The 14,247-nt window shown below is 47.8% G+C and carries 18 protein-coding genes; 15 read left to right on the forward strand and 3 right to left on the reverse strand.

What is annotated here, in order from left to right:
* Positions 1-12 precede the first annotated feature (12 nt).
* Positions 13-672: a type 1 glutamine amidotransferase domain-containing protein gene (locus Q9R23_RS01745; protein WP_023467672.1), complete on the reverse strand. Its 660-nt coding sequence runs from the start codon at positions 670-672 to the stop codon at positions 13-15.
* Between the two features lie 67 nt (positions 673-739).
* The gene (locus Q9R23_RS01750) at positions 740-1,594 is read right to left on the reverse strand and encodes an aldo/keto reductase (RefSeq protein ID WP_290783954.1); all 855 of its coding nucleotides are present in this window, start codon (positions 1,592-1,594) and stop codon (positions 740-742) included.
* Positions 1,595-1,761: 167 nt separating this feature from the next.
* On the opposite strand from Q9R23_RS01750, the gene Q9R23_RS01755 reads away from it, so the two are divergent.
* The 11 genes from Q9R23_RS01755 (at position 1,762) to Q9R23_RS01805 (ending at position 10,862) form a co-directional block, all read left to right on the forward strand.
* Positions 1,762-2,292: an NUDIX domain-containing protein gene (locus Q9R23_RS01755; RefSeq protein WP_035408909.1), complete on the forward strand. Its 531-nt coding sequence runs from the start codon at positions 1,762-1,764 to the stop codon at positions 2,290-2,292.
* A gap of 101 nt (positions 2,293-2,393) precedes the next feature.
* Positions 2,394-2,876, forward strand: coding sequence for a ferric iron uptake transcriptional regulator (fur, locus tag Q9R23_RS01760; protein ID WP_023467675.1), 483 nt, complete (start codon positions 2,394-2,396; stop codon positions 2,874-2,876).
* A 125-nt stretch (positions 2,877-3,001) separates the two neighbouring features.
* Complete coding sequence (gene xerD, locus Q9R23_RS01765; RefSeq protein WP_311246311.1) at positions 3,002-3,886, forward strand: site-specific tyrosine recombinase XerD; 885 nt, start codon at positions 3,002-3,004, stop codon at positions 3,884-3,886.
* 118 nt (positions 3,887-4,004) lie between these two features.
* Positions 4,005-5,177, forward strand: coding sequence for a phosphopentomutase (deoB, locus tag Q9R23_RS01770; protein ID WP_311246312.1), 1,173 nt, complete (start codon positions 4,005-4,007; stop codon positions 5,175-5,177).
* A gap of 18 nt (positions 5,178-5,195) precedes the next feature.
* The gene (locus Q9R23_RS01775) at positions 5,196-6,008 is read left to right on the forward strand and encodes a purine-nucleoside phosphorylase (protein WP_029341181.1); all 813 of its coding nucleotides are present in this window, start codon (positions 5,196-5,198) and stop codon (positions 6,006-6,008) included.
* 47 nt (positions 6,009-6,055) lie between these two features.
* A complete protein-coding gene (locus Q9R23_RS01780; RefSeq protein WP_311246313.1) occupies positions 6,056-7,357 on the forward strand; it encodes a pyrimidine-nucleoside phosphorylase in 1,302 nt (433 codons plus the stop codon).
* Between the two features lie 106 nt (positions 7,358-7,463).
* Entirely contained in the window at positions 7,464-8,108 is a 645-nt protein-coding gene (locus Q9R23_RS01785; protein WP_311246314.1) for a hypothetical protein, read from the forward strand.
* Positions 8,109-8,190: 82 nt separating this feature from the next.
* The gene (locus tag Q9R23_RS01790) at positions 8,191-9,195 is read left to right on the forward strand and encodes a S66 family peptidase (RefSeq protein ID WP_290755422.1); all 1,005 of its coding nucleotides are present in this window, start codon (positions 8,191-8,193) and stop codon (positions 9,193-9,195) included.
* Between the two features lie 103 nt (positions 9,196-9,298).
* Entirely contained in the window at positions 9,299-9,736 is a 438-nt protein-coding gene (locus tag Q9R23_RS01795; RefSeq protein ID WP_023467682.1) for a peptidylprolyl isomerase, read from the forward strand.
* Positions 9,737-9,834: 98 nt separating this feature from the next.
* The gene (locus Q9R23_RS01800) at positions 9,835-10,362 is read left to right on the forward strand and encodes a type 1 glutamine amidotransferase domain-containing protein (protein ID WP_035398198.1); all 528 of its coding nucleotides are present in this window, start codon (positions 9,835-9,837) and stop codon (positions 10,360-10,362) included.
* Positions 10,363-10,514: 152 nt separating this feature from the next.
* Positions 10,515-10,862, forward strand: a complete 348-nt coding sequence (locus Q9R23_RS01805) for a GNAT family N-acetyltransferase (RefSeq protein WP_214855243.1) — start codon at positions 10,515-10,517, stop codon at positions 10,860-10,862.
* Positions 10,863-10,879: 17 nt separating this feature from the next.
* Here Q9R23_RS01805 and Q9R23_RS01810 read toward each other — a convergent pair whose 3' ends face one another.
* Positions 10,880-11,344, reverse strand: coding sequence for a DUF309 domain-containing protein (locus tag Q9R23_RS01810; RefSeq protein WP_311246315.1), 465 nt, complete (start codon positions 11,342-11,344; stop codon positions 10,880-10,882).
* Positions 11,345-11,436: 92 nt separating this feature from the next.
* Between Q9R23_RS01810 and Q9R23_RS01815 the strand changes: the two genes are divergently transcribed.
* The 4 genes from Q9R23_RS01815 (at position 11,437) to Q9R23_RS01830 (ending at position 14,232) form a co-directional block, all read left to right on the forward strand.
* Positions 11,437-12,192, forward strand: coding sequence for a segregation/condensation protein A (locus tag Q9R23_RS01815; protein ID WP_035408886.1), 756 nt, complete (start codon positions 11,437-11,439; stop codon positions 12,190-12,192).
* Positions 12,182-12,754, forward strand: coding sequence for an SMC-Scp complex subunit ScpB (gene scpB, locus Q9R23_RS01820; protein WP_056060419.1), 573 nt, complete (start codon positions 12,182-12,184; stop codon positions 12,752-12,754). Before Q9R23_RS01815 ends, scpB begins: the two co-directional genes overlap by 11 nt.
* Entirely contained in the window at positions 12,754-13,515 is a 762-nt protein-coding gene (locus Q9R23_RS01825; RefSeq protein WP_023467688.1) for a pseudouridine synthase, read from the forward strand. The genes scpB and Q9R23_RS01825 overlap by 1 nt, the downstream gene beginning before the upstream one ends.
* 126 nt (positions 13,516-13,641) lie before the next feature.
* Complete coding sequence (locus Q9R23_RS01830) at positions 13,642-14,232, forward strand: redoxin domain-containing protein (RefSeq protein WP_290755429.1); 591 nt, start codon at positions 13,642-13,644, stop codon at positions 14,230-14,232.
* The last annotated feature ends 15 nt before the right edge of the window (positions 14,233-14,247 follow it).

Genomic DNA, 14,247 nt, shown 5'->3' on the forward strand with positions numbered 1-14,247 from the left:
AAAGGTATCGTATTAAGCTTGTGTCGCAAGTTTCGCAAGGACAAGTTTCGCGACCGCTTCACTTGAAGCCGGGTTTTGTCCTGTGACGACGTTGCCGTCGATGACTGCGAATTCCTTACCAGCATCTGATGTCAGGAAAGTAGCGCCTTCACCACGAAGTGTCGTCTCAAGCAAGAATGGTACTTTATCTTCGAGACCTGTCGATTTTTCTTCTTCGTCTGTGAAGCCGTTGATTTGACGACCTGATACGAAAGGTTTGCCATCGATCATGACGTGTGCGAAGGCCGCTGGACCGTGACAGACCGATGCGACGACGCCATCTTTTTTGATGACAGCTTCAATGGCACCTGCCACTTGTGGGTTATTCGGGAAGTCGACGACCGCACCGTGACCACCTGGGAAGTAAACAGCATCAAATGATGCTGGATCGACTTCTGAGAGTGCTTTCGTGTCGTGCAACGCACGACGTGCATCTTGGAATTTCGGCAAGATTTCTTTGACAATCGATGCTTTATCGATCGGGACGTCGCCACCTTTGATCGAAGTGACCGTCACGTCATGTCCTGCGTCTTTGAACAGGTTGTATGGTGCTGCGAACTCTTCGAACCATAATCCTGTTTTGTGACCATTCATGTCATCTGCACTTGTTGATACGATTAAAATACGAGCCATAATAAAACTCCTCCTCTGTATGAACGTTACAAAAAAGGAGTTTCCCGGAGATATGAAGAGTTAAACCTCAACGGTGTTCCGTATAGTGATGAACCGGCAGTGTAGCAAATGCCTGGTCGATTTGAGCTTGCGAGATCGACTCTTTCATCGCTTGGACGTTTGCCTGAAGCTGTGACACGCTTGACGCGCCAGGAAGGACGATATCGACCTGTTGATCGATGGCTTGCAATGCAAGCGCCGGAAGCGGGAAATCTTGAAGTTTTTGTAGACTCGCCTCAAGCGTTTCCTTATCGAATTGTTCGAACCGATCAACCGACTGCAGGCGTGAAGCACTTTCATGTGTCAAGAGTCCTTTTGCCAGTGGACCACGGGCAACGACTTGGATGTTTTTCTCTTTTAAGCGTGGCAACAACTCTTCGATGCGGCGATCGAGCAACGAATAAGGCGTCATCAAGTAAGAGAAATTACTGTGCTCGAGCCAATATTCGATGACATTCGGGCGCAGTGACGACAGACCATATTCCTTGATCTTCCCCTCTACTTTTAAATCTTCCATTGCGCGGATCGACGCATCGATATCATCATCAATCGTACCGCCATGGACGTAATACAGATCGAGATAAGGAGTTTCAAGACGATTCAAACTTTCAAGACAAGCTTGCTTTAGATAGTCATAACTCGGATCCCATGTCCAACCGGTTCCGGTCGCATTCATTCGATTGCCACCTTTTGAGGCAAGAAACAATCGACTACGATCCTCTTGCGCGAAGGTTTGGCCGATAATCGATTCGACGGCTCCGTTTGCATAGACATCCGCTGTGTCGAAATGGGTGATACCCGCGTCGAGTGCCGTCCGCAGGATTGCTGCCGCTTCTTCCTGTCCGCGTTTTAAGATCGTCATCGTACCTAATCCTAATGACATGTTCAATTCCCTCTTTTCTTAAATGAACTGTAAGTTTGGAACTTCTGCATTCTAGTGTATCATATCTTATGAAAAAGACGGCTTGAAGTCTTGCGGCAATACGTCGGAAACGGCATACTAATCATGACAGAGAACGTAAACTAGGATAGAAGAGGGGAACACTACCGATGGAAGAAAAAACGATTGAACGTGAAGTGATCTATGAAGGAAAAGTTTTTGATGTCGAGAAACATGTCGTCACGTTACCGAACGGTAATACCTCGGTTCGTGAACTGGTCTATCATAATGGTGCCGTCGCCATCATCGCTTTTGATGAACAAGGGGATCTGATTGTCGTTGAACAATATCGGAAGGCGTTCGAGAGTCTATCAATCGAGATACCAGCGGGCAAACTCGAGAAAGGTGAAGATCCACTCGATTGTGCAGGACGTGAATTAAAGGAAGAAACAGGTTACGTCGCGAAAGAGTTACGACATGTCTTTGATTTCTACGGTGCGCCTGGTTTCTGTAGCGAACGTGTACATATCTATGAAGCGATTGGTCTGACTGCCGGTGATCGTCAGCTCGATGAAGATGAGTTCCTTGAGAACAAAACATTGAAGCTTGAACAAGCGCTCGAACTTGTTGCAAACGGAACGATTGTCGACGCGAAGACGATCATGGCGATCCAGCATTGGCAGATCCGTACTTTAAAATGATTCTCATTTAAATGATTTTCAGTTGATAATCATTTTAATTTGAAAAAAGACTGATTATCAGCTATGATAATAGCATCAGTTCGAACAAAGGGGGCGCTATGATGGAAAGTCGTGTAGAACGCATCAAAAAACAGCTAAGCGGTAAAGGATATAAGCTGACTCCCCAACGTGAAGCGACTGTGCGTGTCCTGCTCGAACATGAGTCGGATCACCTCAGTGCCGAAAATGTCTTTCTCCTTGTAAAAGAAAAGAACTCCGACATCGGACTTGCGACGGTTTACCGGACGCTCGAATTATTGACGGAGCTCGAAGTCGTCGATAAGGTCAACTTCGGAGATGGCGTATCCCGGTTTGATTTACGACAAGAAGGTGCGAGTCATTCGCATCACCATCTCGTCTGTATCGAATGCGGATCCGTCGAAGAGATTTTAGACGATATGCTGGAAGAAGTAGAGAAAGAAATCGTGTCCCGATTCCACTTCAAAATCAAGGATCACCGCCTGACATTCCATGGCGTCTGCCGTGTCTGCCAAGAGCGTCACGCTCGGGAAGCGTTGGAACAATCGCAAACACAAACAGTCTGACCGTCCGAGGAAATTTCGGATGGTTTTTCTTTTTCAATTTTTATAGGTCAGACCTCTTCACAACGGTTTACACCTTTGATATGATGGGGAAGTAAGCGATTTCGTAAACGAAGAGGATGAGTTCAGTGCGTGAACAACTGGAAGCATTTATCAACTATTTAGTGATTGAACGGCAAATGTCCGCGAATACGGCAGCTGCGTATCGAAATGATTTGAATCAATACTTACAGACGCTCGAAACAGCGGAAGTTTCTTCGTTTGAACAGGTTCACCGACATCATATCGTCGACCACATTGAACGATTGCTTGAAGCACGCAAGTCACGATCGACGGTCCGCCGGGCGACGAGCTCAATCCGTTCGTTCCATCAATATCTGGTCGAAGAGGAACTAACGACGCATGATCCGTCCCGTCATCTTGATTTACCGAAACCGGAGAAGAAGCTTCCCGTCGTCTGGAGTCAAACCGACGTCGAACGTTTGCTTGATTCGGTCGTCGGTGTCGATCCGCTTACACGACGAGATGCAGCAATGCTTGAGCTTCTCTATGGAACAGGGATGCGCGTCAGCGAACTGCTACAACTGAAGTTGAACGATTTGCAACTCGAACTAGGGTATCTGTCGTGTATCGGGAAAGGGAACAAGTCCCGTATCATCCCGATGAGTTCGACGTCGATTGAAAGCGTCAGGACATATCTTGACCTCGCGCGTAATAGTCTCGGAGGTCAACAGACGGACGATGTCTTCTTGAACAGTCGCGGTGATCGTTTGTCACGACAAGGTTTTTGGAAGATGATCAAACGACGGGCAAAGGAAGCCGGTATCGAAAAAGAAATCACGCCGCATGTCTTGCGTCATTCGTTCGCGACCCATCTTCTTGAAAATGGTGCTGATCTACGCGTCGTGCAAGAGATGCTAGGACACGCTGATTTGTCGACGACACAAATGTATACACACGTCAACAAAGCACGACTCCACGACGTGTATAAGAAACATCATCCACGGGCATGATGATTCTATCTTTTAAAGGTCTGACTTCAGACAAATGATGCGTTTTGTCTAGTCCCTTTCCGGGAAAAATCGTAACGGGAATCGCACAACTACAGCTCGTATATAGGAGGAACAGCAAATGGCTCAATCATTTAAACGTGTATTTTTGATCGTCATGGACTCCGTAGGAATCGGAGAAGCACCGGACGCTGAACAGTTCGGAGATCTTGGTTCGCATACGCTCGGTCACATCGCGCGTGAACGCAACGGACTCAACATGCCGAACATGGCAAAACTCGGTCTCTCGCATATCGAACCGATCGAAGGTATCTCAGCTGAAGAAGCACCGCTTGCGGCATACGGAAAAATGCAGGAAGTATCTGCAGGGAAAGATACGATGACAGGGCATTGGGAGATCATGGGACTCCGGATCGATACACCATTCCGTGTCTTCGAAAAATTCCCGGATGATTTGATTCATCGCTTAGAAGAGTTCTCAGGGCGGAAGATCATCGGGAATAAACCGGCTTCTGGTACGGAAATTCTCGACGAACTCGGACAAGAACATGTCGAGACAGGCGCCCTGATCGTCTATACGTCGGCAGACTCTGTCCTTCAAATCGCAGCACACGAAGAAGTCGTGCCATTAGAAGAATTGTACCGGATTTGTGAATATGCACGCGATATCACACGGGATGACCCGTACATGCTCGGTCGTATCATCGCACGTCCATTCCTTGGTGAAGCAGGAGCGTGGGTCCGGACAGCGAACCGTCACGACTATGCACTTAAACCATTCGACCGGACGGTCATGAACGAACTCGAGACGGCAGGACTTGATGTCATCTCGCTCGGTAAGATTGCTGATATCTACGATGGAGAAGGCGTCACGGATGCAATCCGGACGAAGTCGAACATGGACGGGATGGATCAGCTCGTGAATCAACTTGATCGTGATTTCAACGGACTTTGCTTCTTAAACCTTGTCGATTTCGATGCGTTGTTCGGACACCGTCGTGATCCGCAAGGCTACGGACAAGCACTCGAAGAGTTCGATGCGCGTCTTCCGGAAGTGTTTGCTCGCTTAAACGAAGACGATCTCTTGATCATCACGGCTGACCACGGAAACGATCCGGTTCATGCTGGGACTGACCACACGCGAGAATACGTACCATTGCTTGCCTACCATAAAAATGGTGTTGCAAAACCGCTCGGTATCCGTGAAACGTTCGCTGATCTTGGAGCGACGGTCGCAGAAAACTTCGGTGTCAAAATGCCGGCACACGGAACAAGCTTTTTAACAGAACTATAATTCGAGGGAGCGATTCAGATGACAGTCAACTGGAATGAAACACGTTCGTTTTTAGAAAGCAAGATGCAGGCGAAACCGGAAATCGGATTGATTCTCGGTTCAGGACTGGGTGTCCTCGCGGATGAGATCGAAAATCCGATCGCGATTCCATATCATGAAATCCCGAACTTCCCAGTATCAACGGTCGAAGGACACGCGGGACAACTCGTCTTCGGTACTCTTGAAGGGAAACAAGTCGTTGCGATGCAAGGGCGATTCCACTTCTACGAAGGATATTCGATGGATATGGTGACGTTCCCAGTACGCGTCATGAAAGCGATTGGCGTTGAGACATTGATCGTCACGAACGCAGCGGGTGCTTGTAACGAAGCGTTCGAACCAGGTGATTTGATGTTGATCACAGATCACATCAACTTCTTCGGTACGAACCCATTGATCGGGAAGAACGTCGATGAGATGGGACCACGTTTCCCGGATATGTCGAAGCCGTATGATGCGGAATTACTTCGTCTTGCACAGGAAACAGCAGATGAACTCGGAATTCGTGTCCGTCAAGGTGTCTACTTCGGAAACACTGGTCCAACGTATGAGACGCCAGCAGAAGTCAAGATGGCACGGATGCTTGGTGGCGACGTCGTCGGTATGTCGACGGTCCCTGAAGTCATCGTTGCCCGTCATTCCGATATGCGAGTCCTTGGAATCTCATGTGTCTCGAACATGGCAGCAGGTATTCTCGACCAACCGTTACACCACGATGAAGTCATCGAAACGACAGAACGTGTCCGGGCACACTTCCTATCACTCGTTCGCGGTTCGATCAAAAAAATGTAACGACTGTTTATAAAACTCACAAAACACTCCTGAGGAGGAACTAGATTATGCGTATGGTAGATTTGATTGCAACAAAACGAGACGGTGGCGAACTCGCAACAGCTGATATTCAAGCAATGGTAGAAGGATTCACGAATGGTGAGATTCCAGATTACCAAATGTCAGCGATGTCGATGGCGATTTTCTATCAAGGAATGTCAGATCGTGAAATCGCTGATTTGACGATGGCGATGGTCAACTCGGGCGACGTGATCGACCTTTCACGTATCCACGGGAAAAAAGTCGATAAACACTCGACAGGCGGTGTTGGTGACAAGATCAGTCTGATCGTCGCACCACTCGTTGCGTCAATCGGCATTCCGGTTGCGAAGATGAGCGGTCGTGGACTCGGTCATACAGGTGGAACCATCGACAAACTCGAAGCGTTCCCTGGTTTTGACGTCGAGCTTTCTGAAGAAGCGTTCGTCTCACAAGTCAACGACATTAAGATGGCGATCATCGGTCAAACGGGTAACCTGACGCCTGCAGACAAAAAACTCTACGCATTACGTGACGTCACGGCGACGGTCAACTCGATCCCATTGATCGCAAGTTCAATCATGTCGAAAAAAATCGCAGCAGGAGCAGACAGCATCGTACTCGACGTCAAGACAGGTTCTGGTGCCTTCATGAAATCGTTTGAAGATGCAAAAGCACTCGCGACAGAGATGGTTTCAATCGGTAAGAGTGTCAACCGTAAGACGGTTGCTGTCATTACAGACATGGATCAGCCGCTCGGCTTTGAAATCGGAAACGCAAACGAAGTCAAGGAAGCGATCGAAGTCCTTCAAGGGAAAGATGTCCGTGACTTGAAAGTCATCGCCTTGACGATTGCATCACACATGGCGGTCCTCGGTGATTTCTACCCGACATTCGACGAAGCATATGCGGATCTCGAAACACGTCTCGGTAACGGAGCAGCACTTGACGTCTTCAAGAAGTTCATCGCAGCGCAAGGTGGCGACGCGTCACTCGTTGACGATATGACAAAAGCACTTGAAACGAAATACGAAAAAACATTCGTCGCTTCAAAAGCAGGTTATGTCTCTGAAATCATCGCTGACGAAGTTGGTGTTGCAGCAATGATCCTCGGTGCAGGACGCGCGACGAAAGCAGATGAGATCGATCACGCAGCAAGCGTCACGCTGCACAAGAAAGTCGGCGATCGTGTCGAAGTCGGCGATGTCATCGCAACACTTCGTTCAAACAAAGATACACTCGATCAAGCAATCGAAAAAATGGATCACGCGTACCACATCAGTGAAACGAAACCGGAAGCACGTCCGCTCGTTCACGCTGTCATTCAGTAAGCAATCCAATCAGCAATACTTGAGTAGTGGACTTCGTCCGCTACTCTTTTTTTATGATAAAATTGAAGGTGTGAAAATATGGGTTTTTTTAATAAGGGGTGAGTGCATGAAACATTGGTTGATTGGAATTGTCAGTCTAATTGGAGTCATCGGGGGTGGCGCATTGATGATGACGTACGCTTTTACACAGGACATGGACTCGGATGAAACGAGAGAGGCTGAAATACAACAAAAAGCAAAGACTTACTTAGAGAAGCATCTTCCGACAGCGAAGGTGACTGGCAGTATTTACGACAATATGGGTAATTTTTCGTTTGAGTACGCAGCACGAGCGATTGACGAAAAAACGAATACTGAGTTTTTCGTATATCAAGATGAGGAGTCGGGAAGGTTCGTCGATACGTATCATGCGTCACTTTGGGAAGATCAGTTAGAACGACGGATCACGTTGCCTACTCTTAATGATGTGAACGCGGAACTAGATATGGTGGTACTGTTTGATAACGATAAGATTCAACAGCTTGGTAATGCGCGTTTTGATTCAAAGGCTTATTTACGTACGGAAGTCGCTCCGACGATTTTAATTAGCGTTCCACGCAAGCAAAGCGAACAGGATAAAACGCAGATTACAGCGTGGGCAAAGTCGTTGCGCGAACAAAAGATCCTTCAATACATGACGGTCAAGGTTGACTATGTCTCGGAAAAAGGTGAGTTACTGGAGGACGGGAATTCGTTGTTCGTAACGCTATAAAATGGATTAAAAAATGAAAGTACGCGGTTCCCTTTCGATTTGTTATACTGGAAATACTTGTAATGAATAAGGGGGAACTTTCATGAAACCACCACGCTTACAAAAAGGGGATAAGATTGCTATCGTCTCGCCGGCGTCTGCTGTCGCAGCATACGTACCGCGTCGTCTCGCCCGCGGTATCGCAACACTTGAAAAAATGGGGTTCGAGGTCGTCTTGATGCCGAATGCAACAGCTGTTCATAGTCATACAGCAGGAACGATCGGCGAACGTCTGCAAGATTTACATATGGCGTTTGCTGATCCGTCGATTAAGGCGATCATCTCGACAATCGGTGGATTTAACTCGCACCAATTACTCGATGAACTTGATTATGAGTTGATCCGAAACAATCCGAAAATCTTCGTCGGATACAGTGATATCACCGCATTGTTTGCTGGCATCTATCAGAAAACAGGATTGACGACGTTCGTCGGACCAGCGCTACTGACACAGTTCGGTCAATTTGATGGTCTTGATCCGTATACGGAAGAGTCGTTTAATCGTACGTTCATGCAGACGGAACCGATCGGTCGAATCGAAGCATCGGAAGAGTGGACGGACGAGATTTTACGCTGGGATGTCGCGGATGATCGCAGACGAGAGCATCAGCCGAATGCAGGGTACACGATCGTCAAGACGGGCGTCGCAGAAGGTCCGATTCTGACGGGGAACACGGGAACACTTTTGCTGCTTGCTGGGACACCATACTTGCCATCATTTGACGGTGTCGTCTTGATGCTTGAGGATGACGAAAGTGAGACACCAGAAACGATCGACCGGTATTTCACGCAATTGCGACACATGGGTGCGTATGACAAGATTGCGGCGCTCGTCGTCGGACGCTTCCCGAGCAAGGTCGATTTTGATCCGGACTTCCCGCTCAAAGACATCATTCTGCGCGCGACGCGGGGCTATGATTTCCCGATCATTCTCGATGCGGACTTCGGGCATACGGATCCTGTCACGACACTCGCGAATGGAATTCGGATTCGTGTCGAAGCAACGGATTCGGTGACACTCGATGTGTTAGAGGCAGCCGTCGAGTAAAAAGGTCTGCACGACGTCCTGAAATTTGGTACACTGTACCATGGAATCACGATCTTGAATCGTGACGAATCTCTTGCTGAAAAGCACGAAAGGTTGGTCAAACATGCAAAAAACTGGTCATATCTTATTAGAAGATGGAAATAAAATCGAATTCGAATTGTTCAACGATGAAGCACCGATCACGACTGAAAACTTCGAAAACCTTGCAAACTCGAACTTCTACGATGGATTGAACTTCCACCGTGTCATCCCAGGCTTCGTCTCACAAGGCGGATGCCCAATCGGAAACGGTACAGGCGGTTCAGGAAAAACGATTCCTTGCGAAACGTCTACATCATACCCACACAAACACAAAGCGGGTTCACTTTCGATGGCACACGCTGGTCGTAACACTGGATCAAGCCAGTTCTTCATCGTACATGAGCCACAACCGCACCTCGACGGTGTACACACAGTCTTCGGACAAGTGACTTCAGGTCTCGAACATGCACAAAAAATGAAGCAAGGCGCTGGCATCAAAGAAATCCGCGTCGAAGCATAAGTTCTTGCTCCTCTTCAAACGTTTGAAGAGGAGTTTTTCTTTTTTTTAGAAGCGGGTACAATCAGTAAGGGAACTCAACTTGTAAAGGAGTGTTTGTCATGCGTTTAGAAGGAAAACGAATCATCCAAGTCGTCAGCAATGACTTCGAGGATTTAGAATTATGGTATCCTGTCCATCGCTTACGTGAAGAAGGCGCGATCGTCGACATCGTCGGTGAGAAGGCAGATGAGACGTATATCGGGAAGTACGGTGTTCCGATCAAATCGAATAAGACGTTCGATGAGATCAATCCAGCAGAATACGATGCGATTCTTGTTCCGGGTGGTTGGTCACCCGATCTGTTACGCCGCTTTGACTCTGTCCTGAACATGGTGCGTCATTTTGACCAGAACAAACAACCAATTGGTCAAATCTGCCACGCTGGTTGGGTGTTGATCTCTGCTGGCATCTTAAAAGGTGTTAATGTCACGAGTACGCCAGGAATCAAGGATGACATGACGAATGCAGGTGCGATTTGGCACGATGAAGCCGTTGTCGTCGACGGACATATCGTCTCGAGCCGTCGCCCGCCTGATCTACCAGATTACATGCGTGCTTTCATCCAAGTGATGGAAGAACAAGCATGATTCAGATGCAGGGGACGTCACATGACGGTCTCCTGCCTTTTTCATGGATTATGAAAAAAATGCAGTAATTCTGTGTGAGAAGGTGTAGAATGAATGAGTCTCAGTCGTTCATGCTCCTGAGAGTTGTTGAAATTAGGAAGGTGTAGAATCACATGCTAGTAAAATATAAGAAGTTGAATGAACGGACCGCGATGGGGCTGATCGCCTTTTCGTGCGAAGTGAAGGATCCGAAGTATTTGCTTGAAACGGTTCAAGCCTATGAACAGGAAGAAGACCAACGCTTGTATTTGTACAAACAAGATGAGGATTTCGTCGGTGTCATCGGGTTTCAATTAATGGATGGCCATGCTGAATTGAAACATATCGCATTATCACCGTCTTTCCGTGGAGAACGGATGTCGTATCTCCTACTCGATGAAGCAGCCAAACTTCTTCGAACGGATATCATTGGTGCGACCGAAGAGACGCAACGCCTCGTCGACAAATGGAAAAATCAATAAAAAGACCGGTCCATGGCTTAGATGGACCGGTCTCTTCGGTTTTGTAGCGCTTCTTGCCGTGCAAGAACGACATCCGTACGATCACGCAAACGATGTTTATGCGTCACGTAGTCGAGATCAGGTGCTGTCGCTTCAAGTGCGACGGTTCGGATGACGTCCGGGAAGACAGGTAACGGGATGTGCCGATAGACCTTATCCGTAAAATGGTCGCGATGATCGAGCAAATATGAGACGTCGATCCCGGACGCAATCAGCATAGCTCGGTGACGTTCGATCTTATCAAATGCTTTCGCATATGTCCGCTGTGCCCCAGTCGTATTGCCGCGGCGGTGATGATAGCGGGCGACGGCCAGCTGGATCAGACCGACAAGCGCCTCGTCCTGGCGTTGTCCTTCTTGCCAGACTTCCTCTAAGATTTCATGGCACTCGAAGTAATCGTGCCGGATGTTGAATTCAAATACGAATCGCTCGATCGGATTCATGGAATCACCTCTTCCTTGGAATATAACATAGTCGAACCCACCAGTTGTATGGTATACTAAGGCGCAAAAAACGTTGATGGGCAGGGAGAATCATGGAATCATACAGTGTAAAGATGGATGCGTTTGAAGGCCCGCTGGACTTGCTGTTACACTTGGTTGGTAAATTAGAAATCGATATTTATGATATATCCGTTTCCATGGTGACGGATCAATATGTGTCCTATATCCGTGCGATGCAGCATCTTGAACTAGATGTTGCTAGTGAATATCTTGTCATGGCAGCGACGCTGTTGCAACTGAAAAGCAAACAACTCTTGCCGATCGAACAGACGGAATACGATGAGATTCCTGATTTCGAGGAAGAACCGACACGAGAAGGTCTGATTCAACAGTTGATCGAGTATAAGGCATATAAGGAAGCAGCACTCGTCCTGAAAGAAAAGGAAGAGGCACGTCTTGAGCTATTTTCGAAACAACCAGAGGATTTGATGCGTTATCTCGACACGGATGCACAAGAGTATAATGGTACGTTATCACTGAGTGATTTATTACGTGCCTATGAAAAAATGCGCCAACGGGAAGCTTGGAAGGTACGTCGTTCGAAGACGGTCAAACGGGAAGAACGGTCGCTTGAGCAACAGATGGAGTCTGTCGCCCGTTACGTCGCGACGCGTGAGCGTACGACATTCTTTGGCTTTTTTGTGGAGCAGCCGACGGTCGAAGAACTGGTCGTCAGTTTCCTCGCCGTCCTAGAACTCGTGAAGCAACGCGTCATTGATTGTGAACAAATGACCGATGACATTTTGTTGCGTAGCATGGTGAAGGAGGAGAGTCAGATTGGCGTATGAACAAATCATTGAAAGCTTGTTATTCGTCGTCGGGGATGACGGCATCGACCCACGTGGTCTCAGTCAAGCACTAGAGATCAGTGAAGCGGCGGCGCGTGAACAGTTACTGGCTCTTCAGACGATGTTTGAAGCAGAGCAACGGGTGTTGCAAATCGTGGAGTCGGGTGGCGTCTTTAAGATGGTGACACGAAAAGAGATGTCGCCGTATATTCAGGCGTATGCGGGTTCGCTTGCAGAAGACTCCTTGTCTCGAGCAGCGATGGAGACACTCGTCATCATCGCGTACAAACAACCCGTCACGCGTGCTGATATCGAAGTCGTCCGTGGCGTCAAGACGGAACGCGTCATCCATACGTTAAGTGCAAAAGGTTTGATTGAAGAAGCGGGACGCGCCAAAGGCGTTGGTCGCGCGAAATTGTATAAGACGACGGATCATTTCCTGGACCACTTTGGTCTGAATAGTATTGAGGAGTTACCACCACTCGAGTTCGAAGAAACGTTCGAATCAGATGGAGATCTCTTCTTCCGGAATGATCCTTCATTAGAGGAGAGAGTGAATTAATGGAACGGTTACAAAAAATCATCGCACAAGCAGGTGTCGCTTCACGGCGTAAAGCAGAGGAATTGATCACAGCAGGTCGCGTTAAGGTCAACGGGAAAGTCATCACGGAGCTCGGAACGAAAGTTGGAGCGCGTGCTGAAGTCGAAGTCGATGGCGTCAAGCTCGAGCGGGAAGAACACGTTTATTACATGCTATATAAACCAACAGGTGTCGTCTCGACGGTTGAAGACGATAAAGGACGTAAGACGGTCGTCGATCTCGTACCACCAGGTCATCGTGTCTTCCCAGTCGGTCGTCTCGACTACAATACGAGCGGTCTTCTGTTGATGACGAATGACGGTGAATTCTCAAACCTTCTGCTTCACCCGAAGTATAAGGTACCGAAGCGTTACATCGTCAAAATCAAAGGCGTACCGGAATATTTCCACGTCAAAGGTCTTGAAAAAGGCGTCGTCTTGCCGGACGGCTTTAAGACAGGGAAAGCACGCGTCGAGATGCGTGACATCGATAAGAAGAAAAACACGGCTATCCTCGAAATGGTCATCTACGAGGGACATAACCGCCAAGTCCGTCAAATGGTCGAGACACTCGGTTCAGAAGTCTTGAAGTTGAAACGTGAACAGTTCGGTTTCTTGACACTGGCAGGTCTTACTTCTGGCGAGTGGCGAGAACTTTCAAAAAAAGAAGTCAATCAATTGCGTGAGCTAGCGGATCCAGCCGCTCCACCTACGAAAAGACGTAAGAACACAAAAAAACGTTAATTTGTAAAGCGAGAAGCTCATCCTCCGGGTTGAGTTTTCTTTTTTTGTGACAAAACGATTAACGAATTTCACATTTTATCAACGTTTAAGCGATTTCAAGTACAATATGGGTGGAGGCGGTAAAATATGAAAAAAACAAAACAAAATCCGGAAGAACGCTTAGCAGCAGCCCAGCAAAAAAAGAAGAAACGCTCCTTCTGGCGTCTGATGATCATGACGATGGTCTTGTTTGCAGGCGCAGTTGTCATCATGCAATTCGTCGATCAAGCGACACGTGATAAAAACGGTCGTGTCATGGCAGGCGATGATGCTCCTGGTTTCGCGCTCGTCGATTTATACGGTGAGAAACAGCACTCAATGGATGAATACAAAGGAAAAGGACTTTTACTCAATTTCTGGGGGACATTCTGTGAACCATGTAAGAAAGAGATGCCTTTGATCAATGACAACTATCAGATGATGCAGGATCAAGGTGTCAATTTCGTAGCGGTCAATGTCGGAGAAACACCGGTTCGTGTCTCAAGCTTCATCAAGGATATCGGCGGAACGGACTATCCGATCCTCATGGATACGAATAGTTCGGTCGAGAAGGCTTACGGGATCTACAACTTACCTGTGACGTTCATCATCAACAAAAAAGGTGAGGTCGTCGAGAAATACGAAGGTGAGATTGATCAAGCGAAGCTGGAAGAGATGGTGAAGAAGGCGAACGAGTAACGCATCGAAGGGGGA

The sequence above is a fragment of the Exiguobacterium sp. BRG2 genome, assembly GCF_031844245.1.
Taxonomy (GTDB): Bacteria; Bacillota; Bacilli; order Exiguobacteriales; family Exiguobacteriaceae; genus Exiguobacterium_A.

Bases quoted from the DNA above. Each gene is read 5' to 3' on its own strand.
- Q9R23_RS01825 (WP_023467688.1), top strand. From the start codon at position 12,754: ATGGAACGGTTACAAAAAATCATCGCACAAGCAGGTGTCGCTTCACGG.
- Q9R23_RS01755 (WP_035408909.1), top strand. From the start codon at position 1,762: ATGGAAGAAAAAACGATTGAACGTGAAGTGATCTATGAAGGAAAAGTT.
- Q9R23_RS01790 (WP_290755422.1), top strand. From the start codon at position 8,191: ATGAAACCACCACGCTTACAAAAAGGGGATAAGATTGCTATCGTCTCG.
- Q9R23_RS01815 (WP_035408886.1), top strand. From the start codon at position 11,437: ATGGAATCATACAGTGTAAAGATGGATGCGTTTGAAGGCCCGCTGGAC.
- Q9R23_RS01780 (WP_311246313.1), top strand. From the start codon at position 6,056: ATGCGTATGGTAGATTTGATTGCAACAAAACGAGACGGTGGCGAACTC.
- Q9R23_RS01795 (WP_023467682.1), top strand. From the start codon at position 9,299: ATGCAAAAAACTGGTCATATCTTATTAGAAGATGGAAATAAAATCGAA.
- Q9R23_RS01745 (WP_023467672.1), bottom strand. From the start codon at position 672: ATGGCTCGTATTTTAATCGTATCAACAAGTGCAGATGACATGAATGGT.
- Q9R23_RS01775 (WP_029341181.1), top strand. From the start codon at position 5,196: ATGACAGTCAACTGGAATGAAACACGTTCGTTTTTAGAAAGCAAGATG.
- fur (WP_023467675.1), top strand. From the start codon at position 2,394: ATGGAAAGTCGTGTAGAACGCATCAAAAAACAGCTAAGCGGTAAAGGA.
- Q9R23_RS01805 (WP_214855243.1), top strand. From the start codon at position 10,515: ATGCTAGTAAAATATAAGAAGTTGAATGAACGGACCGCGATGGGGCTG.
- Q9R23_RS01810 (WP_311246315.1), bottom strand. From the start codon at position 11,344: ATGAATCCGATCGAGCGATTCGTATTTGAATTCAACATCCGGCACGAT.
- Q9R23_RS01785 (WP_311246314.1), top strand. From the start codon at position 7,464: ATGAAACATTGGTTGATTGGAATTGTCAGTCTAATTGGAGTCATCGGG.
- Q9R23_RS01830 (WP_290755429.1), top strand. From the start codon at position 13,642: ATGAAAAAAACAAAACAAAATCCGGAAGAACGCTTAGCAGCAGCCCAG.
- Q9R23_RS01750 (WP_290783954.1), bottom strand. From the start codon at position 1,594: ATGTCATTAGGATTAGGTACGATGACGATCTTAAAACGCGGACAGGAA.
- Q9R23_RS01800 (WP_035398198.1), top strand. From the start codon at position 9,835: ATGCGTTTAGAAGGAAAACGAATCATCCAAGTCGTCAGCAATGACTTC.
- deoB (WP_311246312.1), top strand. From the start codon at position 4,005: ATGGCTCAATCATTTAAACGTGTATTTTTGATCGTCATGGACTCCGTA.